Annotated in this window: 12 protein-coding genes; 5 read left to right on the top strand and 7 right to left on the bottom strand. The window is 67.0% G+C overall.

Features of this window, described 5'->3' with window-relative positions; all coding sequences use genetic code 11:
- Positions 1-101 precede the first annotated feature (101 nt).
- Both cobO and LGY53_RS09980 read right to left on the bottom strand, forming a co-directional pair.
- Positions 102-716: a cob(I)yrinic acid a,c-diamide adenosyltransferase gene (gene cobO, locus LGY53_RS09985; protein WP_225726374.1), complete on the bottom strand. Its 615-nt coding sequence runs from the start codon at positions 714-716 to the stop codon at positions 102-104.
- A 99-nt stretch (positions 717-815) separates the two neighbouring features.
- Positions 816-2,855 (bottom strand): VWA domain-containing protein, encoded by a 2,040-nt coding sequence (locus tag LGY53_RS09980; RefSeq protein WP_225726771.1) that lies wholly within the window; start codon positions 2,853-2,855, stop codon positions 816-818.
- Positions 2,856-3,037: 182 nt separating this feature from the next.
- Here LGY53_RS09980 and LGY53_RS09975 point away from each other — a divergent pair, with 182 nt between their 5' ends.
- Positions 3,038-3,805, top strand: coding sequence for an EI24 domain-containing protein (locus LGY53_RS09975; protein WP_225726373.1), 768 nt, complete (start codon positions 3,038-3,040; stop codon positions 3,803-3,805).
- A gap of 10 nt (positions 3,806-3,815) precedes the next feature.
- Here LGY53_RS09975 and LGY53_RS09970 read toward each other — a convergent pair whose 3' ends face one another.
- Complete coding sequence (locus tag LGY53_RS09970; protein ID WP_225726372.1) at positions 3,816-4,265, bottom strand: GNAT family N-acetyltransferase; 450 nt, start codon at positions 4,263-4,265, stop codon at positions 3,816-3,818.
- Positions 4,266-4,283: 18 nt separating this feature from the next.
- Complete coding sequence (gene mqo, locus LGY53_RS09965; RefSeq protein WP_225726371.1) at positions 4,284-5,813, bottom strand: malate dehydrogenase (quinone); 1,530 nt, start codon at positions 5,811-5,813, stop codon at positions 4,284-4,286.
- A 248-nt stretch (positions 5,814-6,061) separates the two neighbouring features.
- Here mqo and LGY53_RS09960 point away from each other — a divergent pair, with 248 nt between their 5' ends.
- Positions 6,062-7,105, top strand: coding sequence for an alpha/beta hydrolase (locus LGY53_RS09960; protein WP_225726370.1), 1,044 nt, complete (start codon positions 6,062-6,064; stop codon positions 7,103-7,105).
- On the opposite strand, the gene LGY53_RS09955 is transcribed toward LGY53_RS09960, so the two are convergent.
- The 3 genes from LGY53_RS09955 to map all read right to left on the bottom strand — a co-directional run bounded on the left by LGY53_RS09955 (position 7,085) and on the right by map (position 10,135).
- A complete protein-coding gene (locus LGY53_RS09955; protein WP_225726369.1) occupies positions 7,085-7,648 on the bottom strand; it encodes an alpha/beta fold hydrolase in 564 nt (187 codons plus the stop codon). The two genes, LGY53_RS09960 and LGY53_RS09955, sit on opposite strands and share 21 nt — an antisense overlap.
- A gap of 97 nt (positions 7,649-7,745) precedes the next feature.
- The gene (locus tag LGY53_RS09950; protein ID WP_225726368.1) at positions 7,746-9,275 is read right to left on the bottom strand and encodes a cobyric acid synthase; all 1,530 of its coding nucleotides are present in this window, start codon (positions 9,273-9,275) and stop codon (positions 7,746-7,748) included.
- Positions 9,272-10,135 carry a type I methionyl aminopeptidase gene (gene map, locus LGY53_RS09945; protein WP_225726367.1) on the bottom strand — a complete coding sequence of 288 codons (864 nt, stop codon included), beginning with the start codon at positions 10,133-10,135 and terminating at the stop codon, positions 9,272-9,274. The genes LGY53_RS09950 and map overlap by 4 nt, the downstream gene beginning before the upstream one ends.
- Before the next feature lie 212 nt (positions 10,136-10,347).
- On the opposite strand from map, the gene LGY53_RS09940 reads away from it, so the two are divergent.
- From LGY53_RS09940 to LGY53_RS09930, 3 genes are all read left to right on the top strand, one after another.
- Positions 10,348-11,805: an aldehyde dehydrogenase family protein gene (locus LGY53_RS09940; protein WP_225726366.1), complete on the top strand. Its 1,458-nt coding sequence runs from the start codon at positions 10,348-10,350 to the stop codon at positions 11,803-11,805.
- Between the two features lie 255 nt (positions 11,806-12,060).
- Positions 12,061-13,671 carry a hypothetical protein gene (locus LGY53_RS09935; protein WP_225726365.1) on the top strand — a complete coding sequence of 537 codons (1,611 nt, stop codon included), beginning with the start codon at positions 12,061-12,063 and terminating at the stop codon, positions 13,669-13,671.
- Positions 13,671-14,723, top strand: a complete 1,053-nt coding sequence (locus LGY53_RS09930; RefSeq protein WP_225726364.1) for a hypothetical protein — start codon at positions 13,671-13,673, stop codon at positions 14,721-14,723. The genes LGY53_RS09935 and LGY53_RS09930 overlap by 1 nt, the downstream gene beginning before the upstream one ends.
- The last annotated feature ends 22 nt before the right edge of the window (positions 14,724-14,745 follow it).

Genomic DNA, 14,745 nt, shown 5'->3' with positions numbered 1-14,745 from the left:
TTGGCGCATCGCCACCCGGTGAGCGGGTCACCACTCGGTGACCCGTCGGCGCCCACACGGCCGTCCGCTTTCCGCCGCCGGAACCCAACCGCATGCGCGGGTCACCACTCGATACCCCGCTGCCCCTTGCGCCCCGCATCCATCGGGTGTTTGACCTTGGTCATCTCGGTGACCAGATCGGCCGCATCCAAAAGTGCCTGTGGCGCATCGCGTCCCGTGATGACGACGTGCTGGTTGCCCGGCCGGTCGCGCAGGGTCTCGACGACCTCGGCCACCTCGACCCAGCCCCATTTCAACGGGTAGGTGAACTCGTCGAGCACATAGAAGCGGTGCTGTTCGGCGGCGAGCCTGCGGGAGATCTCGCGCCATCCGGCGAGTGCGGCGGCGGCATGGTCCTCGTCGGTGCCCTGCTTACGCGTCCACGACCATCCCTCGCCCATCTTGTGCCACTCCACCGGACCGCCCACGCCGGTTTCCGCGTGCAGCCGCCCGAGGGTGCGAAATGCCGCCTCCTCCCCCACCTTCCATTTCGCGCTCTTCACGAATTGGAAGACCGCGACATCGAAGCCCTGGTTCCAGGCGCGCAGCGCCATCCCGAACGCGGCCGTCGACTTGCCCTTACCCGGCCCGGTGTGCACGGCGAGCACCGGCTGATTGCGCCGCTGCCGCGTGGTCAACCCATCGTCCGGGACCGTCTCCGGCACTCCTTTAGGCATCGAAACTCCTTGTCCCCGCGCACCATTGCGCTGCATCTTCCCCGTCGACGAACCCCGCCGGGCCGGGTGCGGCTCGGCCGGGGAGTGGCACTGTCCAGCTCACGCGGCCCGGTCCGCGAAAAGCGTTGTCTGCCCGGCGGATCCGGTGCGGACCAGATCGGCGACGGTATCGCCGGTCAACTCCGTCAGGCGCAGGTAGTCGCCGCGCAGGTCGCGGGCGAGGTCGGCGGCGAGACCGAGGCGGATCATGCCGCGTTCGCAGTCGACGACGATCGAGGTGACGCCGTCACGCGCGAGCAAACCCGCCGCGGCCCGAGCGCGCGGCACCGGATCGGCTCCTCCGGTGGCGCGACCGTCGGTGAGCAGCACCAGCATCGGGCGTCGGCGCGGATCGCGCACCCGCTCGCGGTGCACCACCTCACGCGCCTTCAGCAGTCCGGCGGCCAACGGCGTCTTGCCGCCGGTGCGCATACCCGACAGCCTGCGCACCGCGATATCCACCGAAGACGTTGGCGGCAGTGCCAATTCGGCCGTCGCGCCGCGCACGGTTATGACGGCGACCTTGTCTCGGCGCTGGTAGGCGTCGCGCAGCAGCGCGACCACCGCGCCGGTCACCGCCGAGAGCCGGTCGCGGGCCGCCATCGAACCCGAGGCGTCGACCACGAAGACGATCAGATTCCCTTCGCGCCCTTCGCGATACGCGCCGCGCAGATCCTCGGCGGTCAGTTCGAGCGGCCCGCCGAGCCTGCCGCGCGAACGCTGATGCGGCGCGGCGGCGAATACGGTGCCGAGCAGATGCAGACCGGAACCGGCATCGGTACTCGAGCGCACGACCCGACCGTTGCGCGTCTGCGCCCGCGACCTACGACCCGGTGCGCCTTCGCCGACACCGGGCACCTGCCAGCGGGGTGCGGCCACCTGCGCGGGTTTCGCTGCCCCGGTAAGACTTTCGTGCGAACGCCCACCCGGACCGTCGGGTCCGCGACCATCCGGACCACCGTCATCGGGGCCATCGGGCGGAGAATCGGGTCCCCGGTCGTCCGGGCCATTGCCCTCGGGACCATCGGGCGGAGAATCGGGTCCGCGATCATCCGGGCCATTGTCATCGGGCGCGTCGGCCCCGTCGTCAGCCTGAGATCTCGAACCATCCTGCGGCTCAACGGAATCCGGCATGGAAGCCTGCTCCGCCTCGGCCGCGGCCTCGCGCATCGCCTCGTCGAGTTGTTCCTCACTGATACCCGGCTCGTCGAACGGGTCGCGCCTGCGCCGGTGCGGCAGCGCCAATTCCGCCGCCACCCGCACATCGTCCTCGGTGACCCGGTCGCCGCCGCGCCATGCGGCATGCGCGGTCGCCGCCCGAGCCACCACCAGGTCGGCTCGCATGCCGTCGACGTCGAAAGACGCGCACAGCGCCGCGATCCTGCGTAGCTCCACATCGTCGAGCAACACATCCGCCAACCGGGTCCGCGCGATCAGAATACGTTCGGCGACTTCGTGATCCGCGGCGGCGTAGCGTTCGGCGAAGCCGGCCGGATCGGCCTCGTAGTCCAGTCGCGCGCGCACCACCGCGACGCGCACGTCGACATCCCGCGACGCGGCGACGTCGACGGTGAGCCCGAATCGGTCCAGCAGCTGCGGCCGCAGTTCGCCCTCTTCCGGATTCATGGTGCCCACCAAGACGAATCGCGCCGGATGCGAATGCGAGACACCGTCGCGTTCGACGTGCACCCGGCCCATCGCGGCCGCGTCGAGCAGCACGTCCACCAGATGGTCGTGCAGCAGATTGACCTCGTCGACGTACAGCACGCCGTGATGTGCGGCGGCCAGCAATCCGGGCCGGAACGCCTGCTCCCCGTCGCGCAGCACCCGCTCGAGATCCAGCGAGCCGACCACCCGGTCCTCGGTGGCGCCGACCGGCAGTTCGACCAGCCGCGCGGGCCGCGTCCCCGCCTCGTCCACCACCGGCGGCAGCAGCTGGGCCAGCGCACGCACCACCGTCGACTTGGCCGTCCCCTTCTCCCCGCGCACCAGCACCCCGCCGATCCCGGGATGCACCGCGCACAAAATCAGCGCCAGCTGCAACCGCTCCTGCCCGACCACCGCCGAGAACGGGAATCCGGGTTCACCGTCGGCGTGCATGCGGGCCGAATCCGATGGCGTCAGGTCGATAGAAGCGGACACGCCCCAACTCTATGCGTGCGCCGACGGCGGAGCCGACAGCGCCCCGTCACCCGGCACGTACCCCAGGCGGCCAGCGCGTTCGATTCGAGCGGCGGCGGCGCCTGACTTGTCATCCGGCCCGACTCGAATACGCTGTGCCCGTGCGCGATCTGGGGTTGGGGTTCGGCTATTTGGTACGCGGCCAGCGGTGGGTGGCGAACCACGGCCGCTGGTTCGGGTTCGGGCTGTTGCCCGGTTTGCTGGCGCTGGTGCTCTATATCGCCGCGCTGATCGGATTGGCTTACGGCGCGGACGATTTCGTCACCTGGGCGACACCCTTCGCGAATCACTGGTCCGCCAGCGGGCTGTTTCGCGGTTTCCTGGCCGTACTGCTGTGGATTCTGGCCCTGTTCCTGGCGATCATCACCTTCACCGCGGTGACGCTGGTGCTCGGTCAGCCGTTCTACGAGGCCCTCTCCGAACACGTCGACAATTCCCTCGACGGCGCGGCGCCCGAATCGGGCCTGTCGGTCTGGCGGGAATTGTGGATCGGGATTCGCGACGGCATCCGCGTCGTCGTCCGCGCGGCCGTCTGGGGTGTGCTGCTCTTCGTCGCCGGATTCCTGCCGGTCGTCGGTCAGACGGTGGTCCCGCTGCTCGGCCTCGGCGTCACCGGATTCTTCCTCACCCAGGAACTCACCGCGGTGGCGATGCTGCGCAGGCGCGTCGAATTGCGCGAACAACTGACCCTGTTGCGATCACGACGAATGTTGGTGTGGGGCTTCGGGATTCCGCTCGCCGCGGTATTCCTGGTGCCGTTCGTCGCGGTACTGCTGATGCCCGGCGCCGTCGCCGGGGCCACCATGCTGGCCCGCGAGCTGACCGGCGGGCGCGAATATGTCCCCACGCACCCCGCATCGGGTGCGTGAGGAGCGTGGTTCAGCCCTTGCGCATCGGTGTGTGCATGATGCCGTCGTCGTCGAATTCCTCGCCGTCGACCTTGAATCCATGCTTAGCGTACATATCCACCAGGTAGGACTGCGCGCTCAAACGCACTGTGGCCGAACCGACTTCGGCCAACGCCGCCTTCACCAGCCGGGTGGTGTACCCATGCCCGCGATACGGGGCCGCGGTGCACAGCCGACCGATCCGGTAGGTCTTCACACCGTCTTCGCGCTCCTCCAGCAACCGGAGGGTCGCGACGACCTCACCCTCGTCGTCGAGCCAGAAGTGCCTGGTCCGCGGCAGCAGGTCCAATCCGTCCAACTCCGGATACGCACACTTCTGCTCGACGACGAACACCTCGACGCGAAGTTTCAACAGCTGGTAGAGGGTGGCGGTATCGAGATCCTCGGCCCACGACCGTTTGAGAGCAACCGTTGACATCATCGCGTCTTGGTACCACACCTACGCGTTTGCCGCGACCCCCGCAGGTCCTGGCGTGTTGACCTTCACATCGGTCAGATTCAGCGCCTTGGAGGTCCACTCCCAGACCTCGTGGAACAGCGGCTGATTCTCCGAGAGCTTCACGCCGAGCGAGGGCACCATCTCCTTCAGCTTCGGCGTCCACTGCGCGTACTCGCGCGGGAAGCAGCGCTGCAGCACATCCATCATCGCGCTGACGCAGGTGGAGGCGCCCGGGGAGGCACCGAGCAGTCCGGCGATGGTGCCGTCCTCGGCCGCGATCACGGCCGTGCCGAGCTCGAGCACGCCGCCGATGCCCTTGCGGCGGATGATCTGCACCCGCTGGCCCGCGGTGATCAACTCCCAGTCGTGGCCGTCGGCCCGCGGCACGAACTCGCCCATCGAGTAGACCTTGCCCGACTCGGACTTGAGCAGCTCGCTCACCAGGTACTTGACCAGGCTCATCTCGGTGAGGCCGACGCCGAGCATCGGCGAAACATTGCCCGGCCGAACCGATTTGAACAGATCGGAGTACTTGCCGTCCTTGAGGAACTTCGGCGTCCAGCCCGCGTACGGACCGAACAGCAGACCGGGACGGCCCTGGATGACGCGCGTGTCGAGGTGCGGCACCGACATCGGGGGCGCACCCACCGCGGCCTTGCCGTAGACCTTCGCGTTGTGCTGACTGGTCAGCTCCGGGTTGGTGCAGCGCAGGAACTGGCCGCTCACCGGGAACCCGCCGAAGCCCGCGATCTCCTTGATGCCGGACTTCTGCAGCAGCGGCAGCGCACCGCCGCCCGCGCCGACGAAGACGAATTTGCTCAGGAGCGTGCGGGTTTGCCGGGTGCGGGTGTTGCGCACCTTCACCAGCCAGCTGCCGTCCGACTGCTTGGTCAGGTTGCGCACCTCGTTACCGAAGGCCAACTCGGCGCCGCTGGCGCCGAGGTAGGCGAGCAGTTCCTTGGTGAGCGAACCGAAGTCGATATCGGTGCCGTAGTCGGTCCAGTTCAGCGCGACCGGATCGGAGAAGTCGCGGCCGCGCGCCATCAGCGGTAGTCGCCGCGTGAACTCGGCCGGGTCGTCGATGTACTCCATGCCCTCGAACAGCGGATGCCGCGACAGCGCCTCGTAGCGCTTGCGCAGGTACTGCACGTCGTCGGCGCCGTGCACGAAGCTGACGTGCGGAATCGGGTTGATGAACGCGGACGGGTCGCCGAGCACGCCGTTCTGCACCGCGTAGGCCCAGAACTGCCGGGACACCTGGAACCGCTCGTTGATATCGATCGCCTTGGACACGTCGACCGAGCCGTCCGGCTTCTGCGGGCTGTAGTTCAGCTCGCAGAGCGCGGAGTGCCCGGTGCCCGCGTTGTTCCACGGGTCACTGCTCTCCGGCGCGGCGGCGTCGAGCCGCTCGAACAGCGTGATCGACCAATCCGGCTGCAGCTGACGCAGCAGCGCGCCGAGAGTGGCACTCATGATGCCTGCACCGATGAGTACTACGTCGGTCTTTTCAGTCTGGGCAGCGTTCGGCACGGGTAGATCGACTTCCTTGTCTCCGCACACCACCGGCGGGTGGCGTGCATGGCACGGGCGCTATGTGGTTGTGGGCTGTTTCCGCGACGCGGCGGGAGTAGGTTACCCACCGTTCACCTAAGGCCAATTGTGCACCTCACCGCCCGGAACCCCCGCAACGAACCGGCCGAATGTGACATAGATACCTTCGGCAACGAGTGAGACGTACAACCTTCAAACCCCTCCGCAGGTCGCCTAGATTGGTGCTTGTGACGAACGAAACCGCGCTCGGCGTGTCGGATATCACGGGCGCACAGTGGCAACCCGATGTCCTCGGCCCGGAGTACCAGCAGCGCACGATTCCGCTCGGCCCCGATCCGGACGGCGAGGGCGAGGCGGTTGCCACCCTCGTTCGCTATACCCCGCGGCAGCCGGTGGAAACCGAGACGGCCGCCGTGCTGTACCTGCACGGTTTCACCGACTACTTCTTCCAGCAGCACCTGGCCGAACATTTCGCGGCGCGCGGGCACCGGTTCTACGCGCTGGATCTGCGCAAGTGCGGCCGCTCCCGGCGGCCGGGCCAGACCCCGCACTACATCAGCGATCTGGCGCTGTACGACGCCGAGCTGAACGCGGCGCTGGATATCGTCCGGAAGGAGACCGGCGGCGAGGTGCTGGTGGTCGCGCATTCCACCGGTGGACTGGTGGCCGCGCTGTGGCTGGACCGGCTGAACCGGGCGCGCGGGACCGTGGCCGCCGGCGTCACCGGCCTGGTGCTGAACAGTCCCTGGTTCGATCTGCAGGGGCCCGCGTACTACCGGTCGGTCGGCACGCCGATCATCAAGGCGCTCGGGCGTTTTCGCGCGATGTTCGCACTGCCGGGCGAGGAGGTCACCAGTTACGGCGACAGCCTGCACAACAGCGTCGCGGGCGAATGGGACTACAACCTGGATTGGAAACCGCTGCAAGGGTTTCCGGTGCGCTTCGGCTGGCTGCGGGCGATCCGCAACGGGCATGCGCAACTGCACCGCGGGCTCGATATCGGGGTGCCCGCACTCATTCTGCGTTCGCGGATAACGACTTTCGCGCGCAAGTACGGTCCGGCCGTCGACGTCGCCGACGCGGTGCTCGATGTCCGGCAGATCCAGCGCTGGTCGGGCTGCCTCGGCGACCGCACGAATATCGTGCCGATCGACGGCGCCCGCCACGACGTGTTCCTATCCGCTGCCGCGCCGCTGGCGCAGGCCTTCACCGAGCTGGACAACTGGCTCGACTGGCTGGCCGGATACCGCTCACCAAAGGCTGGTGCGTAATACGATCTCGGTGGCCATTTCGTGGTCGGCCTCGGTGGCCACATTGTCGACGTCGACCTGCACCACCCGGAATTCGCCGTAGACATTGCGCCCCGAGGCGTCCGCGATCGCGCGCGACAAACCCTTGGTGACCAGCATCGTCGTCGGCAACTCGACCGGACGGCAGCTCGCGTCCAGCACCACCCCGTCGGCGCCGGGCAGGGCCGGATGGCCGCGATCGGCCACGACCAGGCTCACGAAGCGACCCATCCCGCCCGCGGCCACCTGCCAGGCCAGCGTCGCGCCCGCGCCGCGCCCCGCGACGTTCACCCACGGCACCTTCAGCTCGTCCAGGATGGCGTGCACACCGGCCTGATCCAGGCCGTCCAGCGATTCGACCGCGATGGTGCGCAGATCGGAGTTGTGCAGGCGGGCGCAGACCCGGTCGTAGACGTCCACCGGATCCCCCGCGCCGGGCAGCAGCAGGACGGTGTGCCGGGATTCCGGCCCATCGACCCGCACGGTCCAGGTCCGGTCTCCGACCGTGATCCGCCGAGAATTCATGCCGGACAACGCTACACGCCGGAGCTGAACAGCGCGTGATTTGCCGGACGAACCGGGCCTCTGTCGATTTGGAAATCGAGGGGAATACCTGCCGGAGTCAGCCGTGCCGCATCGTGGAGACGACAGTCGGCAGGTCGGGGGTTGGGCCGTCGGTGATCAGGCGTTCCACCTGGGTGAGGTCCAGGTGTTGTTCGAGGAGGTCGGCCAGCAGGTCCAGTTGGGCGGTGCGGATGGCGGCGACGGAGACGCCGTCGGCGACGGTGAAGCCGGTGCGGCCAGCCCGGGCCGCTACCTCACGCAGCCACGCGCGGCGGAAATCGTCGGATTCCAGTAGGCCGTGTAGGTGGGTGCCCCAGATCGCTGCGCGCACACTGCCTTCCGGTGCGCCGTCGACGGTCAGCCAGGCGGGCTCGGCGTTGCGCGAGACGCGGCCGTGGTGGATTTCGTAGCCGTGCAAGGGGATTCCGGATGCGGCATGGTGTCCGGCGCTGCGCCGCAACACCTTCGGCTCGGCGAATTCGATATCCAGGTCGAGCAGGCCCAATCCGGGGACCGCGCCCGCCCCTGACTCGACCGGGTCGACGATGCGCGTGCCGAGCATCTGATAGCCGCCGCAGATGCCGAGTATCGGCCCGCCCGCGGCGGCGCGTGCGGCGAGCGCGTCGGCGATTCCGTTGCGCCGCAACCATTCCAGATCCGATACGGTGGCCTTGCTGCCCGGCAGCACCACCAGGTCGGCGTCGGCGAGACGGGACGGCTCGGCCACCCAGCGGACGGCGACGCCCGGCTCACAGGCCAGCGCCTCGACATCGGTGGAGTTGGAGATGCGGGGCAGCCGGATGGCGGCGACGGTGAGCCACTCCGTTCCGGCGGGCGGCCGGGGACGGCCGACCGGGGCGTCCGCGTCGACGCCGAGCGAATCCTCGGCATCGAGCCACAGCTCGTCCGCGTACGGGAGCACACCGAGCGTCGGACGACCGGTGAGCTCGGCGAGCCGGTCCAGCCCGGGTCGCAGCAGTTCGGGATCGCCACGGAACTTGTTCACGACGAAGCCGCAAACCAATTGCTGGTCTTCGGGTTCCAGGATCGCGAGGGTACCGAACAGGTGGGCTAGCACCCCGCCCCGATCGATATCGCCGACGACGAGCACCGGAAGCCCGGCCGAGCGCGCCAACCCCATATTCGCCAGATCGGTTGCGCGCAGGTTGATTTCGGCGGGTGAACCGGCGCCCTCGCAGATCACCACATCGAATTCGGCGCGCAGCGCGGCCAATTCGACATCGACGAGAGCCCGCAGCTCGCGCCGGTGCCGGAAATAGTCGCGCGCGCCGACCGTGTCGACCGCCCGGCCGCGCACCACCAGTTGCGAGCGCCGGTCACTGCCCGGCTTGAGCAGCACCGGATTGAACCGCACGCTCGGCTCCAGCCCGCACGCCCGCGCCTGCAACGCCTGCGCCCGGCCGATCTCACCGCCGTCGAGGGTGACCACCGAATTGTTGGACATATTCTGCGCCTTGAACGGCGCCACCCGAATACCCTTGCGCGCCAACAGACGACAGAGCCCGGCCACCACCACGCTCTTCCCGGCGTCGGAGGTGGTCCCGGCGACCAGCAACGCACCCCTCACGGAAGCGTGAGGATCTCGGCCCCCGTTTCGGTGACAACGAGTGTGTGCTCGAACTGGGCCGTCCACTTGCGATCCTTGGTGACCACGGTCCAGCCGTCGTCCCAGATCTCGTAGTCGATGCCGCCGAGGTTGATCATCGGCTCGATGGTGAAGGTCATACCGGGTTCGATGATCGATTCGATGGCGGGCTGGTCGTAGTGCAAGATGACCAGGCCGCTGTGGAAGGTGGGCCCGACACCGTGTCCGGTGAAGTCGCGCACGACGCCGTAGCCGAACCGGTTCGCATACGACTCGATCACCCGGCCGATGACGTTCAGCGCCCGGCCCGGCCGCACCGCCTTGATGGCCCGCATGGTGGCCTCCTCGGTGCGCTCGACCAACAGCCGCACCTCCTCGTCGACCTCGCCGGCCAGGAAGGTCTTGTTGGTGTCGCCGTGCACGCCGTTTATATAGGCGGTGACGTCGATATTGACGATGTCACCGTCCTCGATCACGGTGGAGTCCGGAATGCCGTGGCAGATCACCTCGTTCAGCGAGGTGCAGCAGGATTTCGGGAAACCCTTGTAGCCGAGCGTCGAGGGGTAGGCGCCGTGGTCGCACATGAACTCGTGCGCGATGCGGTCGAGTTCGTCGGTGGTGACGCCCGGCGCGACGGCCTTGCCCGCCTCTTCCAGCGCCTGCGCGGCGATCTTGCCCGCGACGCGCATCTTCTCGATGGTCTCCGGCGTCTGGACCCAGGGTTCGCGGCCCTCGTTGACGGTCTTCTTCCAGGCGTACTCCGGGCGCTCGATCGCGCGCGGGACCTCACGGGTTGGCGAGAGTGTGCCGGGAACGAGCGGCTTGCGGGTGCGCACAGACATGTTCCACAGCGTAATCGGACGCCGGTCCGAGTCGTCACCGCTACCGCCGGTTCGGTTCGGAACGCCGGATCCCGGTCGTACCGCCACGGCGCGCACGCGAGGGTTCACAGCTCGTCGAACCACCGGAATTCCGCTGTGCCACGGACCTTTTCACGGCTGGTAAGGGCCGCGCGAGTCCGCGGAGCCCACACTTGTCGGTGGGAAGGATGGCAATGTACGAATACGAGTCTTTGAACAAACAATTCATCGTTGGCGAATGGGTTTCCGGGACGGGTACCACCGTCCTCGTGGACACCAACCCGTACGACGATACGGTGCTCACCAAAGTGCAGGGCGCGGCGACGGCCGATGTCGACCGGGCATACGCATCCGCCGCGGCGGCCCAAACGGCTTGGGCAGCAACGAATCCCTTCGAGCGGCGGCTGGTGCTGGAGAACGTGGTGCGCGAGGTCGAGACGCACCGGGCCGATATCGCGCGGCTGATCACCGAGGAGACCGGCGGCACCGTCATCAAGACCGCGGTGGAGATCGACCTGGCCCTGCAGATGTTGCGGGAGGCGGTGACGCTGCCGGTCCGGATGGAGGGCCGCATCATGCCGTCACCGCTGCCGGACCGGGAGAACCTGGTGTACCGGGAGCCGGTCGGCGTCGTATCGGTGATCGGGCCGTTCAACTTCCCGTTCCTGCTGGCGCTGAAGTCGGTCGCGCCCGCGCTGGCCGTCGGTAATGCGGTCGTGGTCAAACCGCATGAGCAGACCCCGATCCTGGGCGGCACCATCCTGGCGGAGATCTTCCGGCGGGCCGGTCTGCCCGACGGCGTGCTCAACGTGATCGTGGCCGATATCGCCGAACTGGGCGATTCGTTCATCACCCACCCCATCCCCCGGGTCATCTCCTTCACCGGTTCGACGACGGTGGGCGCGCATATCGGCGAGGTCGCCGCCCGGCACTTCAAGCGTTCGGTGCTCGAGCTCGGCGGCAACAGCGCGTTGATCGTGCTCGAGGACGCCGATCTGGAGCTGGCCGTCGACGCGGCGGTATTCAGCAGGTTCACCCATCAGGGTCAGATCTGTCTGTCGGCCAATCGGCTGGTGGTCGCCAGGGAGGTATACGACCGGTTCGTCGAGGGCTATCTCCGCAAGGTCGAATCGCTGCCGGTCGGGGATCCCAGGGATCCGGCCACCATCGTCGGACCGCTCATCAGCGACCGCCAGGCCGATACCGTCGAATCGCTCATCGAACAGGCCATCGCCGGTAATGCGACCGCCCTGGTGCGCGGCGTCCGCAGCGGCCGCGTGCTCGCCCCGACGGTGCTGGGCGGGGTGACCACCGATATGCCCATCTCCCGCGAGGAGCTGTTCGGCCCGGTGGCCCTGATAATGGCCGCCGAGGACGAGGACGACGCGATCCGCATCGCGAACGAGACCCCTTTCGGCTTGAGCGGTGCCGTGCATTCCCGCGATATCGACCGCGCCATCAGGGTGGCTCGCCGGATCGACAGCGGGATGGTCCACGTCAACGACGGCACCATCCACGACGAACCGAATGTGCCCTTCGGCGGCGAGAAGTCCTCCGGGGTCGGCAGGCTCAACGGCGAGTCGTCGCTGGCGGAATTCACCACCCTCAAATGGATCTCGGTCAACCGCGGTCGTCGTCAATTCCCTTACTGATAACGAATTTTCACAGCCGAGAGCGCGGCACCGTCATGGTGTCGCGCTCTCGGTTTTGAATTAGCCGAATGCATGCTGATGAGACATCCGAGTAGTCGAGTCGCGTGTCCATATCACTCACCGGACCGCCCGGTTCACTCAACGGACCAGCACAAACAGTTGCGTAAACGACTACGCGTGCCGCCGCTGATATCCGATGCGAACGTTGTGATTCGAGTTTGCCAATAGGGGCGGCTCGACGACGAGGGAGGAAATATGGCCGACATCGCAGGACTCGGTGCGCTGCAGAAGGCGTTGCTGTCCGCAATTGATCAAGTGGGCGCGGTGATTTCGGATTCACTGCAGAACAATCCGGGAACAGTGTTCCTCTACCAGAAGCCGGGGCTCACCGTTGACCCCAAGCGGTATCTGAACCCATGGCTGCCGGAGGGGGATGTCTACGCGCTGATGGACGATACCGGCCACATCACGCCGGGTACCGGATCCACACCGGGCAAGGCTGGAACGCCCGATTCGGACGCAAAGCTCAAAGCGGCGCTTGCCGCAGCAGCAGCCACTGCGGATCTGGTCGACGACCATCTGGCGCTGGGCTCCAGCTTCGCGGCGAAATCGCTCGGCAACGCGTCCTCGGCCTGGCAGATCGTGCAGAAGGCGATCACCGGCGATCCGCCGACGCCACCGTCGAAGGATGTGCAGGACAAGATCAATCAGGCCAAGAACCTGATGTACGTCAACGGCAGGATCGGCAGGCCGACCCCGGGATACCAGGATTATCAAGGCGCGGTGGACGCACTGGCGGCGGCACGAAAGGCCAAGGCGGATGCCTTTTACAAGGCGATGGCCGATCCGGCGCTCGGGCAGGCGTGGCCGATAGACGGCGCATCCTATGAGAATGCGATCCACCGTGCCGAAACCAATCTCTCGATCGCCGACCACGCCGATCCGAGCATGGCGTATTCGGAGGCCGAAGATTTCCTGTACTCGCAGGGCACCAGCATCGTCGATGCCGCGGTCCGCGGGGTCAAGGATCGATGGACCGTCTACGGCGAAATGCAGCTGCCGACCGGCACCTTCCCGTTGACCCTCCTCGATCCGCCGTCCTGGTGTGACGTGACCGATGACAGCTTCGGCGCGATGCAACTGTCGGTGAGCAATTCCAGCTATGAAAGCGCGTCCGCGAGCGGGTTCAGCAACTCGTCGTCGTCCTACTACAACGACTCCGGATCGAGCAACGGCGGTGGCGTCGGCATCGTGTGGGGACCGTTCAGCGCGACCGGCGGCGTCGATACCACCAGCGCCGACTACTACAACTCGCAGGCCGCTTCGCAGGCATCGGGCGGTGCGAACTGGGATCGCTCGCAGAGCGCGTCGATCAGCGGCGAATACTTCGTGGTGAATGTCAAGCGGCCGTGGCTGTTCGAGGAGATCTTCCGGATCAACAGCGGCTGGTCCGTCAAGGACAAGCCGAAGAACTACGTCAGCGATGGCACCAATACCCTTGCCAACAACGAGAATTGGATGCCGTCGCTGATCGTCCAGCTGCTTGTGGTGCGGAACCTGACCATCACCTGCGACGACTGGGGCGATGCCGGTACGCACTTCGCCAATGCGGCGCAGTCGTCCAGCGGCAGCAGCCATTCGGATTCTACGAGCTTCGGCGGTTCGGTCGGCATCTTCGGTCTCGGCGGCACCTACAACCACAACGACTGGAACGCCAACGGCCAGTATTTCCAGCACGACGACGGTCACCAGAGCTGGAGCTACCAGCAGTCCGGCAGCGGCGGCACGCTCGTCGTGCACGGCGCGCAGATCATCGGCTGGCTGGTGCGCGTCGTGCCCGCCTCCCCGCCGAAGGCGGGCAACTGATGGGCCACAGCATCAACGAAATCGGTCAGCTGCTGGTCTCGGATCTGGCCACGGCCTTTGGCATCGCCAACGCCCCCGACAAGGCCATGGCCTTTTTCCAGGGCGTTCCGGTGGACGACAAGATCGTGCAGAACGGCAAGCTCAACCCGCTACGGTTGGGATTGTGGCTGGCCACCTTCGACACCACGCCGATCCTGACCCCGGCGACGGCGGCCATCACGCCGCCACCGGGTGGGGAGAGCGCGACGAACTGGTATTCGGCGATCGTCACCGGCGCGCAGCCGCTCGATGCCAAAAACCTTGCGGGACAGCAATTCTTGGCTCGATTAAGCCACGACAAGTCGCTGTTCGGGCAGGTCAGCGTCGATGAGCCGCTGACCTGCGAGCCGCCGGACTGGCCGATGCCGGGTGTGCCGTACTGGCAGACCTGGAACTCCGCATCGCACACCACGACTACCACAGCGCCGGGTAAAAACCTTGTGGCGGGTAATGATTGGGCGATTCGCACGACGACACCTGCCGCCGCGGGCGGTGGCGGAAGCGGCGAGATGCTGATGATCGTGCAACCGACGCCGATCATCCCGCCCGGATTCGGCGGAATCACCAACGACGACGGGCTGCTGCACGATGTCGGCCAGCCGACCACCGGCACCACGACCGACACCACCACGACGACGACGTCGGATATCGCCATCCAATTCGATTACATGCTGGTGGATCTCACGCGCCGAGTCGCGGGCACGGACTGGTGGGACGACGTGCTGCTGAATGATCCCGCCTGGTATCTGCCGGGTTACCAGGCGGGCACACTGCTCGGGAAACGGACGGGCGGCGCGGTGCCCGTGCTGCCGTATGCGCTGGTGCTGGCCAGGAATGCCGTGGTGACCGGCACCTGGGATAACCAGCAGAACACGACCCGCGTTGGCCCGCTTCGGGTTTCGGTCATCAACAGCGGCAACTCGGTGACGGTCGGCTGGGCGGGCATGCAGGCGATCGCGCTGCTCGGCGATGTCCTGCCCGATCTGCCGCCCGAGGACGATCCGGCCTCGTAAACGAAATCGACTGCTACACAAT

Origin of the sequence: Nocardia sp. JCM 34519.1 (genome assembly GCF_020361265.1) — a bacterium.
GTDB lineage: Bacteria > Actinomycetota > Actinomycetes > Mycobacteriales > Mycobacteriaceae > Nocardia > Nocardia arthritidis_A.
The sequence above is the reverse complement of the archived record's forward strand: the minus strand, read 5'-3'. Positions and strand labels throughout refer to the sequence as shown.

What these genes read in the sequence shown, in the direction of transcription:
- cobO (WP_225726374.1), bottom strand. Translation starts at nt 716, where the DNA reads ATGCCTAAAGGAGTGCCGGAGACGGTCCCGGACGATGGGTTGACCACG.
- LGY53_RS09980 (WP_225726771.1), bottom strand. Translation starts at nt 2,855, where the DNA reads ATGCACGCCGACGGTGAACCCGGATTCCCGTTCTCGGCGGTGGTCGGG.
- LGY53_RS09970 (WP_225726372.1), bottom strand. Translation starts at nt 4,265, where the DNA reads ATGATGTCAACGGTTGCTCTCAAACGGTCGTGGGCCGAGGATCTCGAT.
- LGY53_RS09955 (WP_225726369.1), bottom strand. Translation starts at nt 7,648, where the DNA reads ATGAATTCTCGGCGGATCACGGTCGGAGACCGGACCTGGACCGTGCGG.
- map (WP_225726367.1), bottom strand. Translation starts at nt 10,135, where the DNA reads ATGTCTGTGCGCACCCGCAAGCCGCTCGTTCCCGGCACACTCTCGCCA.
- LGY53_RS09940 (WP_225726366.1), top strand. Translation starts at nt 10,348, where the DNA reads ATGTACGAATACGAGTCTTTGAACAAACAATTCATCGTTGGCGAATGG.
- LGY53_RS09935 (WP_225726365.1), top strand. Translation starts at nt 12,061, where the DNA reads ATGGCCGACATCGCAGGACTCGGTGCGCTGCAGAAGGCGTTGCTGTCC.
- LGY53_RS09930 (WP_225726364.1), top strand. Translation starts at nt 13,671, where the DNA reads ATGGGCCACAGCATCAACGAAATCGGTCAGCTGCTGGTCTCGGATCTG.